Here is a 14,330-nt window from a genome sequence, read left to right on the forward strand (position 1 = left end):
GGGTAAAGAGCTACTCCAAAAAGCTTTGAAGCTTATGAGCACGAGAAGGATGGCGCAATTTTCTGAGTGCTTTTGCTTCAATTTGACGGATTCTTTCACGTGTCACATCAAATTGTCTTCCAACTTCCTCTAGAGTGTGATCAGTACTCATGTCGATTCCAAATCGCATTTTAAGTACTTTTGCTTCACGAGGTGATAAGTTCGCTAATAGATCACCAGTAGTTTCTTTCAAACTTTCACGAGTAGTTACTTCAACAGGTGAAGAAAGTTTTTCGTCTTCAATAAAATCACCAATTGTTGAGTCTTCGTCATCACCTACCGGGTTTTCCATAGATAACGGCTCTTTAGCAATTTTAAGAATTTTATTAATTTTATATTCAGGAAGTTCCATTTCTACTGAAAGCTCTTCAGGTGTAGCCTCTCTTCCAAATCTTTGAAGAAGTTGGCGTCTTACACGGTTGAGCTTATTAATTGTCTCAATCATATGGACTGGTATCCTAATCGTGCGCGCTTGATCGGCAATTGACCTTGTAATAGCTTGACGAATCCACCAAGTTGCATACGTTGAAAATTTGTAACCTCTGCGATATTCAAATTTATCAACAGCCTTCATGAGGCCAACATTACCTTCCTGGATAAGATCTAAAAACTGTAAGCCACGGTTAGCATATTTTTTTGCAATCGAGATCACTAACCTTAAATTAGCTTCAATCATCTGACTCTTAGCATTTTTAGCTTTTCTATCGCCCTGGCGAAGCTTTTTATTTATTTCCTTAAGCTCAGCAATAGTCAGTTGCATTGCTTCTTCGTTTTCTAAGAGACTTTTTTGAGAATAGTAAATCTCATTCTTATTTTTTTCTAGTGACTTTAATGTTGCTTTATCAATTCCAGCAGTTTTGAGCCAATCGAAGTTAGTTTCATTGCCAGGAAATGACTTATAAAAAACTTCGGTGGTCATTCCAGCATCAAGGCAAGCATTGCGAATTAAATTCTCTTCTTTTTTAACTTGTGCAACTCTTGTTGAAACGAGCTCCATCATCGTGCTTACAAGTTTTGGTGCAAGTCTTAATTCAGAAATACAGCTTGAAAATTTGTGCCTGGCTTTAACAGTCTTTGCATCAAGGTAGCCATTTTTTTCACAAGACTTAACGTAACTGTTGTGAGATTTTTGAACTTTATCGAAGCGCTCATAGACTTCTCCTTCGTCTGGTCCAGTGTACTCTAGCTCGTCGAACTCATCTTCCTCATCCTCTAGCTCTTCAGGATCTTCATCAAGGTCCATTGCATCTAATTTCGCTTGTTTTTCATCAAGAAGGGCTTGCTTTTCAACAATGAGAGCTTGCTTTTCTTCGAATTCTTCGGCATCACCTTGATACCCTATAACCACATCAGTCATCTTACACTTACCTTCTTCAAGTCTTGTGTATGCCTTAAAGAAATAATCAGATATTTCAGGGTAAAGAGAAATCGCCTGCATAATTTGATAGACACCCGCCTCAATTTCCTTAGCAATTCTTACTTCATCACTTTGCTCTAAAAGCTCAACAACGCCCATCTCTCTCATATACATTCTGACAGGATCTGTGGTTCTACCAAACTCAGAGTCTAAAGCTGCAAGAGCTGCAACAGCAACCTCTGCTGAATTTGCCTCTGCCTTTCCACCTTCCTGCATCACGAGGGTATCTGCATCTGGCGCTTCATCAGCGACTACAATATCAAGCTCCTCCAGAATAGTTACAATTGGTTCAACTTGTTCAGGGGTTAATAAGTCTTCTGGAAGGAGATCGTTTATTTCAGAATAAGTCAGATAGCCTTGTTCTTTTCCTATCGTTATGAGACTATTAAGTGCAATTTTATGAGCTTCGGTAGTTGTTTTCATAGCATTGTTTTTTAAAAACAGAGGGGGAATTATACCTAAATCGTATAAGGTTTTTTAACCATTAATTTATTGATATAACAGCGTTTAGTTAGTTTGATTCAGCAAAAATTGTACTGATTGACTGCTCATCACTGATTCTACGAATGACATCAGCAAGTGTTGTTGCAATGGATAGTTGTCTTACCTTGCTACATTTGTTAGCGTTACCATTTAATGGGATCGTATTTGTAATAACTAATTCATCCAACTTTGAGTTAGAGATATTATCTATTGCACCGCCAGATAGGACTGCGTGTGTCGCATACGCAACAACTTTTTTGGCGCCCTTTTCTTTTAGTATTTCAGCAGCTTGGCAGAGCGTACCTGCAGTATCAACCATATCATCGATCATGATGCAGGTCCTTCCAGAGACATCACCAATAACGTTCATTACTTTGACCAAGTTTGGCTCTGGGCGTCTTTTATCAATAATGGCAAGATCAGCATCATTAATTCTCTTAGCTGCAGCTCTTGCTCTTGCTACTCCACCTACATCAGGCGACACCACGACCACATCCTCATAGTTTTGATCTAATATATCCTGGACAAGGACGGGCTGCGCATAAATATTGTCTATGGGTATGTTAAAAAAGCCCTGGATCTGGTCTGCATGGAGGTCCATTGTTAGTATGCGATCAACACCCGATGTTTCTATCATCTGTGCTACAAGTTTTGCGGTAATTGGGACTCTGGTGAGGCGCGAACGTCTGTCTTGTCTAGAATATCCAAGGTAGGGAACAACGGCTGTAATTCTTCCTGCTGAAGAGCGTTTGAGGGCATCAACCATTATCAATAGTTCCATTAAAGTTTCTGCCGATGAAGGTCCACAAGTAGGCTGAATCACAAAAACGTCACAGCCACGGACATTGTCAAGAATTTCTACCTGAGACTCACCATCACTAAATTGACCTACAAAAGCCTTGCTTTGATTTATGTTTAGATTTGCAATAATTTCGGACGAAAGATCAGGGTTTGCATTACCACTGAAGATTTTAATTCTTTCTAAAGACATCTAATAGATTCTTATTGTTTAAGGTGGTAATTATACAAAGAAATCATATGACTAAAGATAATAGTTTTTCTAGAAAACAAAAGTTTTATAGGAGTTCACTAATATAGGGCTTGATATCTTCAGGTTCCACTGTTGCGCTGAAGCGCTTATAAGGCGTACCATCACGATCAATGAGAAATTTAGTGAAATTCCACTTAATGCTGTCATTAAGTTTGCCTTTTAGTTCAGATTTTAAATATTTATATACTGGGTGCGCATTGGAGCCATTTACCTCGATTTTTTCGGATAAGGGGAAAGTAACTCCATAATTAAGGTCACAAAAACTTTGTATTTCCTCAGAAGTCCCTGGTTCTTGTTTTCCAAATTGATTACAAGGGAATCCAATAATTTCAAGACCGGCGTCCTTATATTCTTGATATAGGTCTTCTAAGCCCTTGTAGTGATAAGTTAAACCACAATTACTTGCAGTATTTACAATTAAAACAACTTTTCCCTCAAAGCTTTTAAATGAAACCTCTTTTCCGACGATATTCTTAAAATTAAATTGATGTATGCTCATCTTTAGCTATCCTTTTTAGTAAAAAAAATTAAATTGTACTCACTTCAAATGAATCTGATGTGTTGAGTTGATGAAGATGAACTATTGATGGGTAACAAAAAATTTGGCTGGGATGGCAGGATTCGAACCTGCGAATGACGGGATCAAAACCCGTTGCCTTACCGCTTGGCGACATCCCAATTGTATAGTGGTGATTTATCAATCGCTTTCGCGACAAAACCAACCCACTTTGATGGCAATTCTTCTTTTGCTATCAATGCATCACTTTCATTTTCAAAAGCAACAAAAACACATGAACCGCTTCCTGTCATCCTAGCAATATCAATATGATTTTGAGTGGAATCTAGATGCCTTAGAGCATCTTTAATGCCACCTTCCAAGTCAATTGCAGCATCCAGACAGTCATTATGTGGATTTGAGACTAATGAAAAATCAGACATTTTCCTTTGTACTGGTGTCATTGTCAATGCTTTATGGCTGAATATTTCTTGAGTGGAGACGTGTTTATTGATTGAAACAACTAAATAGAAGTATTTTGGTAAATTCAGAGGGTAGAGAATTTCACCAATTCCCTCTGCCCAAGAGCTTTGACCTTCTATAAATACTGGAACATCTGCTCCAATACCCTTACCTATATCTATGAGCTTTTGTTTTGTTAACTCAAGACCCCAAAGATGATTCAATGCCATGAGTGCGGTCGCTGCATTTGAACTCCCCCCTCCGAGCCCTCCGCCCGAAGGAATCTTCTTTTTTATTCGAATATCAACACCCAAATTGACCCCACTCAATTTTTGTAACTTTTTAGCACTCTTGATCATTAAGTCATTGGCCAGAGGAATATCTTCGTTACCAAGGGTACGGTTAATTTTTCCATCCTCTCTTACACTAAAATTTATCTCATCATAAAAACCCAAGAGTTGAAAAATGGTCTGTAGATTGTGATAACCATCATCTCTTTTTGAGTTGATGTGTAGGAACAAATTGATTTTTGCGGGTGATAGGTAAGTCAATTTAAGGTTTGATAAAGTGCTCTCTGTAGTATTTCAATTCATCGATGGAGTCATAGATATCTGACAAAGCTAAGTGCCTAGATTTTTTGAATGAGCTAGAAATGATGTCTGGTTTCCAGCGTACAGCTAGTTCTTTTAGTGTTGAGACATCAATATGCCGATAATGAAAAAACTTTTCAAGGTCAGGCATATAGTTATACAAAAATCTTCTGTCTTGACAAATTGAATTACCACACATGGGAGAAGCACCCGAATCAACATATTGAGAGAGAAAATCAAGGGTTTGGGATTCCGCTTCGGCGACTGATATTGAACTATCCTTAACCCTTTGAACTAATCCAGAGCGGTTGTGTTGATTGGTGTTCCATTCATCCATGCCATCTAATAATTCAGTCTTTTGATTGATAGCTAAAGATGGGCCTTCATCAATAACATTAAGATTAGCATCCGTTACAACTGTTGCAATTTCAATGATCACATCACTTTCAGGAATTAACCCTGTCATTTCAAGATCGATCCAGATTAGATTTGTTTTTTTATTCATTATTAACTATTACTTGCAAGAGTGTAAGCATCAAGCTTATCTTGCGCAGATCCATCTGACAAAATTTGGTTAGCTTTTGTGACGCCTTCATCGAATGAATTCACAAGGCCACTCACATAAATCGCAGCGCCTGCATTTAATGCAATGATATCTCTAGCGACACCCTTCCTCCCAGAAAACGCTTCATTGATTAAAGCGAGAGATTGCTCAGCATTTTCAGCTTTAATTGAATTTAGGTTTCCTTCCTCAAGCCCAAAATCACAAGGGTGAACAGTATAAGTCGAAATATTATTATCTTTTAATTCTGCAACATAAGTCGTGTTAGCAATGGAGAACTCATCAAGACCATCTTCGGAATGCACGACCATTACGTGTCGTGAATTGAGACCTTTTAAAACATTGGCAATTGGCTCAACCAAGCTTTTATTATAAACTCCCATAATTTGATTTGGCGCTTTGGCTGGATTAGTCAAAGGGCCCAACACATTAAATATCGTTCTGACTGCCAGCTCTTTGCGAGGACCAATTGCATGTTTCATAGCACTATGATGAGCCGGTGCAAACATAAACCCTAAACCAATTTCCTCGATACAGTGACTGATTAATTCTGGACTTATATTGAGGTTAATACCAGCCGCTTCCAATACATCTGCACTTCCAGATTTTGAAGATATCGAGCGATTACCATGTTTTGCAACTTTTCCACCGGCCGCTGCGACTACAAAGGCTGAAGCTGTTGAGATGTTGAATAGACCAAGGCCATCTCCTCCAGTTCCACAGGTATCAACTAGGTAATCATTACTACTTAATTCTACTGATGTAGCAAGAGCACGCATTACTTTAGCACTGGCAGTAATTTCCTCAATTGTCTCACCCTTCATTGACAGCCCAACTAGAAACGCACCAATCTGTGCATCGGTCGTTTGGCCAGTCATGATGCTATTCATGACATCATGCATTTCACCTTCATTTAAATTTTGTTTAGAAATAACTGCCTTGATAGCTTCGCTAATATTCATAATTATCGCTGGCTCATTAAATATTCAATTTCATCAATATCTTTAACTGCTTTTTTGGAGAGGACATGATTTCCTGCTTCAGTCACTAGGACATCATCTTCTATTCTGACTCCAATGCCCCAGTACTTAGATTCAATTTTATCATCCCTGCGAATATAAATTCCAGGCTCAACAGTTGTTACCATACCACTTTTAAACTCACGGAACTCATCATTGATTAGTTTAACACCCACATCATGGACATCGAGCCCAAGCCAATGCCCCGTTCCATGCATATAAAACTTGGTCAAATCTTCAGGGGATTTCATAATGCCTAGCTTTATAAGGCCATCTGTTATGATTTGACAAGCAGTCTCATGCGGCTTGTTGCAGCTTACTCCAGGTTTAATAGAATCAATAGCAGATTTTTGTGCACTTAAAACAATGCCATATATCTCTTTTTGGGCCTCACTAAACTTTCCATTAATTGGAAAAGTCCTTGTAATATCTGAAGCATAACCATTGATTTCACAACCTGCATCAATAAGCAGTAGATCCCCATCTTGAAGTTCTTGGTTGTTCTCATTGTAATGCAAAATGCATGCATTCTCTCCACTTGCAACGATTGGAGGATAGGAGTGCTCAGAGTTGCCGTTTGTAAATTGTGAATCAAACACAGAAGCAACATTATGTTCATATAGTCCAGGTGAGGCCACTCTCATGGCACTCATATGAGCTTCAGATGCTAAATCAGCAGCATCCTGCATATTTTTTACTTCTTCCTTATCTTTTATTAATCGCATTTCTGAAATACAAGGATTTAAGGGCTTTAAACTGCTTTCAAAAAGAGAATGAATGCGTTGATTATGAATATTTGTGCTTGAATTGTCTTTCCAACCACCACTTCCTGGGGCATCAAAATATATGACAGATCTTTTCTGAGTGAAAGAGTCAATATTATCAAAGAAAGTATCAATATCATAAGCTTGATCCACTAATAAAGTTTCAGGAGCAAGTGCAACACCAAGTCTGATTCCATTCCAGATCTCTTTAGTTTCATCCTTCGGTCTCAAAAACATCACATAGCTTTCTTTACTAAATACCGCTATTGCATCGGGCTCTGTAAAACCAGTAAGATACCAAAAATTACTATCGGGGCGAAATGGATAAGTCACATCACTGTTTCTTTTTTGTTCACTATTGGTCGACACAATGACTACTGCGTCTCGACCCAGCATGCTTAACAACTCCTCTCTTCTTTTTTGATGTATCATTTTGTTTGGTGTATTAATTCTTAGATATATAACGCAAGAAAGATACCATGAAAACGATACGACTTTATCAAAATACACCTTTTACCGAAGGTAAAACTGCTGAATTAGATAGTGACAATAGTCACCATTTAAATAAGGTTTTACGTTTTCCAGTTGGCAAAAATATTACCGTGTTTAATGGTGATGGTTTTGATTACACAGCGTTAGTTCAAGACGCGAAAAAAACAACCAGTCTTAAAGTCATTTCTAAGGCACGAAATAATACAGAATCAAAATTAGATTTAACACTCGCCCAAGGAATTGCAAAGGGCGAAAAAATGGATTTTTTGATTCAAAAAGCGGTTGAGTTGGGAGTGACTAGAATAATCCCAATGAAATTAGAGCGGTGTGTTGTCAGGCTGAGCGATGAAAAAGTTCAAAAAAAAATTGATCACTGGCAAAAAATTGCTAACCATGCCTGTGAACAATCAGGCCGTTCAGTCATTGTCAGTCTGTCTGACCCACTCTCACTCGAAGAGTTATTAGAGGAGACGAATCATAATGGCTTTGTTTTGCATCATCGTGCAAAAATTAGCCTGAGTCAGCTTAAGGAAACGTCAAAAGCAACAATACTTATTGGTCCTGAAGGGGGCCTGACTGAAAAAGAAGTTAGTGATTCTGAGGTCGCTGGATATCAGTCAATCCTTATTGGAAAGAGGGTTTTAAGAACAGAAACTGCTTCTCTAGCAGCAATTGCTAATATGCAATTGCTATGGGGAAGTTAATAGGTAATAAAGGAAACCCTAGTCAATGTTGCCTAATTCTTGACTCAGCTCTCTAGCCCGGTCATAGGCAGCTCTGGTTGCAGCTGCAACGATTCCCTCAAAGTTCTGATCTTGAAAGGTTTCAATCGCTGACTGCGTGGTTCCATTTGGCGATGTGACTTCTGCACGAAGCGTGCGAGAGTCTTTGCCAGAGTTCGTGGCCATTATGCTTGCACCAAGACTGGTCTTGATACTCAAAGCGTCAGCTGTTTCTTCATCCAGCCCCAAGGCCATAGCAGCCTGTTTCATGGACTGCATCATTAAGAAAAAATAAGCGGGCCCACTACCTGATATCGCTGTAATTGCATCCAAAAGGTTTTCCTCATTGACCCAAAAACACTCACCTACAGCCGATAGCAACAAGTTTACTGACTCTTTTTGAGTGTCATTAACGAGTTCATTTGCAAAAAGACCTGTCACTCCAGATTGAAAAAGAGCGGGCGTATTAGGCATTGTCCTTACGAGTGCAAAGTCACCGCCAAGCCAACGATTAATATCTTTACTTTTAATACCAGCTACAATGGAGACAAAGAGCTGATCTGATGAAGCCTTATTTTTGAGCTCATGACAAACAACTGAGAGTACTTGAGGCTTAACAGCAAAAACGACAATATCACTATTGGTGAGAAGTGAGACATTATCAGAGTAAGTAGTCACACCCAGTTCAGAGCTACGTTTTTCAAGAAGCTCAAGGTTTGCATCACTAACATTAATATTTTTGGCTTCAAATCCATCACTCAAAAGCCCTTTAATAAGAGCATATGCCATATTGCCAGCGCCAATAAATCCAATGACTGTTTTGTTTTCCATATAAAATATCTTTGTATTGAATGCTTAATTCAATTCTACCAAACTTGCAATAAATAAAGAACATTAATGACAATATTTCAGCCAAAACTAGTAATGATCGATGTTGATGGAACTTTGGTCGATAGCGTTCCTGATTTAGCGTATTGCGTTGATCAAATGATGCTCAGTCTGGATATGCCAGTCAGAGGAGAAGAGACAGTAAGGCATTGGGTTGGAAACGGAGTCCCTAGGCTAGTTGAAAGAGCTTTGACTGGTGAATTGGATGGCTCTCCAAGTAAAGAGGCTTTTGACAAAGCGTATCCCATTTTTTTAGATTTGTATGCCCAAAATTCATCGGTCAGGTCTACTCTCTACGAGGGCGTAATGGAGGGCTTAGATTATTTAAAATCTAAAGATTACCTTTTAGGCTGCGTTACAAATAAAGCGGAGCAGTTTACGCTTCCATTACTTCAATCTTTAGGAATTATTGATTATTTTGGGATCGTTATTTCTGGCGATACTTTAGAAAAGAAAAAGCCAGACCCACTCCCTCTGATTCATGGCGCTAACTTTTTTAATATTAAGCCCAATGAGTGCCTTATGCTTGGGGATTCGGTGAGTGACGTCAAGGCGGCTAGGGCAGCAAGCTTTCAGATCATTTGTATGTCTTACGGCTATAACCATGGAAATAATATTGCTGATGAAAACCCTGATCTCGTGATTGATTCTATGGCGCAATTGCGAGACTACCTATAGTGAATATTGACGAAAATCATATCTGGCATCCTTATGCCAATATCCCAAACAAGGTGCCAACATACCACGTAGAAAGCGCCGAAGGAGTGTACCTTAACTTCAAAAATGGAGCACGCATCATTGACGGTATGAGTTCTTGGTGGTGCATGATACATGGCTATAATAATTCCTATATTAATGATGCTGTCAAGTCTCAGATTGATAAAGTGTCGCACGTAATGTTTGGGGGTCTGACTCATCAACCAGCCATTGATTTATGTGAAAAACTCATCAATTTGACGCCCAAAGGCTTAGATAAGGTGTTTTTTGCTGATTCGGGCTCTGTCTCAGTTGAGGTGTCTTTAAAAATGGCCATCCAGTACTGGCAAAATAAGGGGCAAAAAGAAAAGTCATATTTTGTAACGCCAAGGGGTGGTTACCATGGTGATACTTTCGGTGCTATGAGTGTTTGTGATCCAAATAAGGGAATGCATCACCTTTTTAGTGAGGTTTTGCCAAAGCATTACTTCGTTAATCAACCTAAACATGATAACACTGATGAAGCACTTTCTGATTTGGAGTCGAGGCTAAGTAAGAGCCATAAAAAAATCGCAGCCATGATTCTTGAGCCAATTGTTCAGGGCGCTGGAGGAATGAACATCTATGAGATGGATTATCTAAAAGGCGCTAGAGCGTTATGTGACAAGTACAACGTTCTTATGATTGTGGATGAGATAGCCACTGGTTTTGGGCGAACGGGTGAACTATTTGGCTGCAATCATGCCAATATTGAGCCTGACATTATGTGTATTGGAAAAGCTTTGACTGGTGGATATATGACAATGGCCGCCGCCATCACCAATCAAAAGGTTTCTGAAACAGTGGGCGTACTGATGCATGGACCAACCTTTATGGCTAACCCTCTGGCCTGTTCTGCAGCGATTGCAAGTATTGATCTTCTTGTAGAAAGTAACTGGAAAAAAAGAGTAAGTGAAATTGAAACTATTTTGAGAGATCAATTGATGCCTCTTCAGAGTCATCAATCTATATTTGATGTCAGGGTTCTTGGTGCAATTGGGGTGGTAGAGTTCAATGAAGAATTGGACATGAAAAAAACTCAGGAAAAGTTGATTGAGTCTGGTGTTTGGCTGAGGCCTTATGGCAGGTTACTATACACCATGCCACCCTTTGTAATATCCGATAACGAGTTGTTAGTCATTACTCAGGCTATGGCCGAGATTGTTGACGACTCAATCAAATAAATTTTCTATTCGATAGGGTCAATATCAACAAACCATCGAACTGATGAGCTCACCTTAATGGTTTCAACATGCTGGTAAAAGGTTTGAATTAGTCTTCTAAGTTGTCCCCTGTCTTCTGATTGCAAGTAAAGATTAAAGTAGTAGTAGTCTGATTTACGCTCAATTACTCCAGGAACTGGACCCCAAATTTCGACTGAATCAATCTCAATGCTATTCGTTAATTGGGCGACTTCGGTCAAAAAATTCTCAGCTAAATTTTTATTTTTAGCATTTGCACAAATCAACGCTTGATGGGCAAAAGGAGGCAGTTTCGTATCTTTGCGTTCTGATAAGAGGGTTTTAGCATACTCAATGTAACGCGAATCTTTCACATAGTTGAATATAGGATGGTTCGGATAACGCGTCTGGATATTGACCTCTCCCTTATATTTTCCTCTGCCACATCTTCCTGAGACTTGAACAAGCAGTTGAGCTAAATGTTCTGTTGCCCGAAAGTCAGTTGACATCAGCCCAACATCGACATCTAAAATACCAACAAATGCTAGATTAGAAAAGTCATGACCCTTGGCGAGCATTTGAGTTCCTACAATGATGCAGGGCTCTCCTGAGTTGATTTTTTTTAAGTGAGTTGCAAAAGCTTTTTTCTTTCGCGTGGTGTCTCTGTCAATTCTAATGACCTCTGCATTTGGAAAGAATGATTCTAGATTTTCTTCTAGCCTCTCTGTTCCATAACCAAGAATTTTGAGCTCATGGCTACTGCAATATGGACAAGAGGATTCGGGTGGTTTTTCTAGTCCACAGTGATGGCACTTAAGTCGATTAATGCTTCGGTGGTATACCAGCTTAGAATCACAACTGGTACATTCTGACTGCCAATCGCACTCTGTGCAGTAATATATAGGCGCATAACCTCTTCGGTTGATAAATAGCATGACCTGTTTGCCTTCTGAAAGGTGATGCTTGATTCTTGCGATGAGCGGCTTTGATAATGGCTCTGAGGGCTGACTTCTCATATCAATCAGATCAACACTTGGCATGATTGCCTCGCCGGGGCGAGAGGTCAGAGTAAGACGAATAAGTTTTTTTTCGATAACATTTTTCAAGGTTTCTAATGAGGGTGTTGCAGTTCCAAGTATAAGTGGAACATTGGCAAATTTAGCTCTCATAAAACTTAGATCTCTTGCGGAGTAGCGAAAGTTAGATTGCTGCTTAAAGGAGTTGTCGTGTTCCTCATCCACAATAACTAGTCCAAGATTAGGGATGGGTGTAAAAATAGCAGATCGAGTTCCAAGAATCACTTTTGCATCGCCATCCTTTGCCATCAGATAGGCGTCTTGTTTTTGAGTGTCATTGAGCTGAGAATGAACTGCAACAACTCGACCTTCTATTCTCTGTTCAAAACGGGAAATCATTTGAGGGGTTAATCCAATCTCTGGCACTAAAACAAGAACTTGTTTTCCTTTTTTTAAAAGCTGCTCAGTGATACTGAGGTAGACCTCTGTCTTGCCACTGCCAGTGACGCCATGAAGCAAAAAGCCATTAAACTCTGAGGAATTCTTGATCACCTCAGAGATAGCAAAGGTCTGCTCATTAGTCAGTTCAAAGCCGCTTGATAAGACTTTGTCATGCACTTCACCCGGCTTTTTAATGACAGCTGGCTTACCATTTCTTAGATTTTTTGGAATCGCATTGGAAAGCACTTCTCCAATTGGGTGGTGGTAATAGTTAGCAGACCAAGATAAAAATGTAAGAATCTCTTTCGATAAGAGTACTTCGTGATCTATCACTTCTTCAACTTCTCTAAGCTTTGTAAAGCTGCTCTTGTCTTTGTGAGAGAGGACAATGCCTGTCACTTTTTTATTTCCAAAGGGAACTTTTACTCTTGAGCCAATGCCGACTTTATCTTTACACAGGTAATCAAACGTATTGTGTAATGGGACCGGAATTGCAACTTCTGTGATTTGCATCAATTAAAAAAGTTTTAGGGATAAAATAAGTATTTTAGCAATATTAACTTGCCATGGTAGTTATTCAAAATATCATTAACGATTCAAATGTTGACGAAGAGAACCTTAGTCAGGTTTGTCAGGATTTTTTAAATGAAAATGCTTTAGAGGAATCTGAGTTATTAATTCGTCTTGTTTCTCCTGTTGAGATTCAAGTCCTTAATAAAGAGTATAGAGATAAGAATCAGGTCACCAATGTGCTCTCTTTCCAGAGCGACATTCCAGAGGAAGTCGAAGAGTCAATCCTTGGTGATGTTGTTATTTGTGTTGATGTTGTTAGAGAAGAGGCGCTAATCGGCGACAAAAAATTTACAGACCACTTAACTCATATGGCGATTCATGGCATCCTTCACTTGATTGGACATGATCATGAAGATGTCTCTTCAGCTAATAAGATGGAGTCAATAGAGATTAATTTTTTAGGTAATCTTGGTATTAGCAACCCTTACAACTAGTGCCAAACTAGTCTGTGTTCAAGAGCGCAGCCAGTTTTTTGATGTTTTCTTCTTGTGGATTGTTTTTTCTATAAATAACGCCAATATCTCTTTTTGCTTTCGTTGATTCTAGGTCTATATTGATATTTGGATAGTGACTCAGTATTCCAAAGTCAATTGCCATCCTTGGCAGGAAGCTCACCCCAATATTAGTATCTACCATAGCAACAAGTGTAGAAATGCTGGTACACGAGAAGTTTGATATGTGTTTAGTTGAAATCTCGTTATTTTGTAAAATGTGTGAACGAAGGCAATGGCCTTGTTCCAGCATCAATAAGGAGCCGTTATCGATTACTTTCGACTTTCGATTTTTGTGTTGAATAAAATAAATAGGATCAGCAAAAACTTGAAAACTTTCAATAAAATCAGGCAGCTCATAGGGAAACGCAAAGATTGCAAAATCGATTTTAGCTTGATCGAGATGTTTTACTAAGTTCTCACTTGTGTCTTCCTTAAATGAAACTTTAAGTTTTGGGTGAGAATGGGTTAAATTGGATAGAAAATTTGGAAGAATATAAGTCGATATTGTTGGAATAACTCCGATCGTGATTTCAGATTCAAAAAAATCTAAATTTGAAGTGCTTACCAAAACGTTCATTTCTGCCAAAACTGACATTGCTTGTTTAGTGATACGATTTCCGGCCGATGTAAAGCGAACATTCTTGTTGTCTCGCTCAACTAACTTGACCTGAAGGTCATTTTCAAGTTTTGAAATCCCAGCGCTAAAGGTTGAGGCACTGACAAAACATTCCTTGGCAGCATTTGAAAAGTGATTCGTTTTTTTCAATGCAACTAGATACTGTAAATTTTTAATTGAGGGTGTCATTTTTATATTCGTTTTTACCGAATATTATATACAGTATTATTCAATTTAATTTTATATAAATGAATGGTATGATTGTGGCTCATTTAAACTATCGGAGCTA

The 14,330-nt window shown here is 38.8% G+C and carries 14 protein-coding genes and 1 tRNA gene; 4 read left to right on the top strand and 11 right to left on the bottom strand.

Going from position 1 to position 14,330, the window contains the following annotated elements:
- Positions 1-10: 10 nt before the first annotated feature.
- From rpoD to W908_RS00790, 8 genes are all read right to left on the bottom strand, one after another.
- Positions 11-1,879, bottom strand: a complete 1,869-nt coding sequence (gene rpoD, locus W908_RS00760; RefSeq protein WP_053819552.1) for an RNA polymerase sigma factor RpoD — start codon at positions 1,877-1,879, stop codon at positions 11-13.
- An 88-nt stretch (positions 1,880-1,967) separates the two neighbouring features.
- Complete coding sequence (locus W908_RS00765; protein ID WP_020023587.1) at positions 1,968-2,930, bottom strand: ribose-phosphate pyrophosphokinase; 963 nt, start codon at positions 2,928-2,930, stop codon at positions 1,968-1,970.
- A gap of 85 nt (positions 2,931-3,015) precedes the next feature.
- Complete coding sequence (locus tag W908_RS00770; RefSeq protein WP_053819553.1) at positions 3,016-3,489, bottom strand: glutathione peroxidase; 474 nt, start codon at positions 3,487-3,489, stop codon at positions 3,016-3,018.
- Between the two features lie 104 nt (positions 3,490-3,593).
- Positions 3,594-3,668, bottom strand: a tRNA-Gln gene (locus W908_RS00775).
- Positions 3,648-4,499 carry a 4-(cytidine 5'-diphospho)-2-C-methyl-D-erythritol kinase gene (gene ispE, locus W908_RS08670; RefSeq protein WP_082344991.1) on the bottom strand — a complete coding sequence of 284 codons (852 nt, stop codon included), beginning with the start codon at positions 4,497-4,499 and terminating at the stop codon, positions 3,648-3,650. Before ispE ends, W908_RS00775 begins: the two co-directional genes overlap by 21 nt.
- Position 4,500: 1 nt before the next feature.
- Positions 4,501-5,043: an oligoribonuclease gene (gene orn, locus W908_RS00780; protein WP_053819554.1), complete on the bottom strand. Its 543-nt coding sequence runs from the start codon at positions 5,041-5,043 to the stop codon at positions 4,501-4,503.
- A gap of 2 nt (positions 5,044-5,045) precedes the next feature.
- Positions 5,046-6,062, bottom strand: a complete 1,017-nt coding sequence (gene trpD, locus W908_RS00785; RefSeq protein ID WP_053819555.1) for an anthranilate phosphoribosyltransferase — start codon at positions 6,060-6,062, stop codon at positions 5,046-5,048.
- Positions 6,063-6,064: 2 nt separating this feature from the next.
- On the bottom strand, positions 6,065-7,315 hold the full coding sequence (locus W908_RS00790; RefSeq protein ID WP_053819556.1) for an aminopeptidase P N-terminal domain-containing protein: 1,251 nt from the start codon (positions 7,313-7,315) through the stop codon (positions 6,065-6,067).
- Between the two features lie 47 nt (positions 7,316-7,362).
- Here W908_RS00790 and W908_RS00795 point away from each other — a divergent pair, with 47 nt between their 5' ends.
- Positions 7,363-8,079: a 16S rRNA (uracil(1498)-N(3))-methyltransferase gene (locus W908_RS00795; RefSeq protein ID WP_053819557.1), complete on the top strand. Its 717-nt coding sequence runs from the start codon at positions 7,363-7,365 to the stop codon at positions 8,077-8,079.
- Between the two features lie 18 nt (positions 8,080-8,097).
- Here the strand turns inward: W908_RS00795 and proC are convergent, their stop codons facing one another.
- Complete coding sequence (proC, locus tag W908_RS00800) at positions 8,098-8,928, bottom strand: pyrroline-5-carboxylate reductase (protein ID WP_020023581.1); 831 nt, start codon at positions 8,926-8,928, stop codon at positions 8,098-8,100.
- Between the two features lie 66 nt (positions 8,929-8,994).
- Between proC and W908_RS00805 the strand changes: the two genes are divergently transcribed.
- Both W908_RS00805 and bioA read left to right on the top strand, forming a co-directional pair.
- Positions 8,995-9,663, top strand: a complete 669-nt coding sequence (locus W908_RS00805) for a phosphoglycolate phosphatase (RefSeq protein ID WP_053819558.1) — start codon at positions 8,995-8,997, stop codon at positions 9,661-9,663.
- Positions 9,663-10,904 (top strand): adenosylmethionine--8-amino-7-oxononanoate transaminase, encoded by a 1,242-nt coding sequence (bioA, locus tag W908_RS00810; protein ID WP_082344992.1) that lies wholly within the window; start codon positions 9,663-9,665, stop codon positions 10,902-10,904. Before W908_RS00805 ends, bioA begins: the two co-directional genes overlap by 1 nt.
- 5 nt (positions 10,905-10,909) lie before the next feature.
- Here bioA and priA read toward each other — a convergent pair whose 3' ends face one another.
- Positions 10,910-12,871 (bottom strand): replication restart helicase PriA, encoded by a 1,962-nt coding sequence (gene priA / locus W908_RS00815; protein WP_053819560.1) that lies wholly within the window; start codon positions 12,869-12,871, stop codon positions 10,910-10,912.
- Positions 12,872-12,924: 53 nt separating this feature from the next.
- On the opposite strand from priA, the gene ybeY reads away from it, so the two are divergent.
- Positions 12,925-13,365 (top strand): rRNA maturation RNase YbeY, encoded by a 441-nt coding sequence (gene ybeY / locus W908_RS00820; protein ID WP_053819561.1) that lies wholly within the window; start codon positions 12,925-12,927, stop codon positions 13,363-13,365.
- 7 nt (positions 13,366-13,372) lie between these two features.
- On the opposite strand, the gene W908_RS00825 is transcribed toward ybeY, so the two are convergent.
- A complete protein-coding gene (locus W908_RS00825) occupies positions 13,373-14,230 on the bottom strand; it encodes a LysR substrate-binding domain-containing protein (RefSeq protein WP_053819562.1) in 858 nt (285 codons plus the stop codon).
- Positions 14,231-14,330: the final 100 nt, after the last annotated feature.

This window comes from Candidatus Pseudothioglobus singularis PS1 (assembly GCF_001281385.1).
Taxonomy (GTDB): Bacteria; Pseudomonadota; Gammaproteobacteria; order PS1; family Pseudothioglobaceae; genus Pseudothioglobus; species Pseudothioglobus singularis.

Excerpts from the sequence above, each read along its gene's own strand:
- rpoD (WP_053819552.1), bottom strand. The coding sequence starts at position 1,879 with ATGAAAACAACTACCGAAGCTCATAAAATTGCACTTAATAGTCTCATA.
- W908_RS00765 (WP_020023587.1), bottom strand. The coding sequence starts at position 2,930 with ATGTCTTTAGAAAGAATTAAAATCTTCAGTGGTAATGCAAACCCTGAT.
- W908_RS00770 (WP_053819553.1), bottom strand. The coding sequence starts at position 3,489 with ATGAGCATACATCAATTTAATTTTAAGAATATCGTCGGAAAAGAGGTT.
- orn (WP_053819554.1), bottom strand. The coding sequence starts at position 5,043 with ATGAATAAAAAAACAAATCTAATCTGGATCGATCTTGAAATGACAGGG.
- trpD (WP_053819555.1), bottom strand. The coding sequence starts at position 6,062 with ATGAATATTAGCGAAGCTATCAAGGCAGTTATTTCTAAACAAAATTTA.
- W908_RS00790 (WP_053819556.1), bottom strand. The coding sequence starts at position 7,315 with ATGATACATCAAAAAAGAAGAGAGGAGTTGTTAAGCATGCTGGGTCGA.
- W908_RS00795 (WP_053819557.1), top strand. The coding sequence starts at position 7,363 with ATGAAAACGATACGACTTTATCAAAATACACCTTTTACCGAAGGTAAA.
- proC (WP_020023581.1), bottom strand. The coding sequence starts at position 8,928 with ATGGAAAACAAAACAGTCATTGGATTTATTGGCGCTGGCAATATGGCA.
- W908_RS00805 (WP_053819558.1), top strand. The coding sequence starts at position 8,995 with ATGACAATATTTCAGCCAAAACTAGTAATGATCGATGTTGATGGAACT.
- priA (WP_053819560.1), bottom strand. The coding sequence starts at position 12,871 with ATGCAAATCACAGAAGTTGCAATTCCGGTCCCATTACACAATACGTTT.
- ybeY (WP_053819561.1), top strand. The coding sequence starts at position 12,925 with ATGGTAGTTATTCAAAATATCATTAACGATTCAAATGTTGACGAAGAG.
- W908_RS00825 (WP_053819562.1), bottom strand. The coding sequence starts at position 14,230 with ATGACACCCTCAATTAAAAATTTACAGTATCTAGTTGCATTGAAAAAA.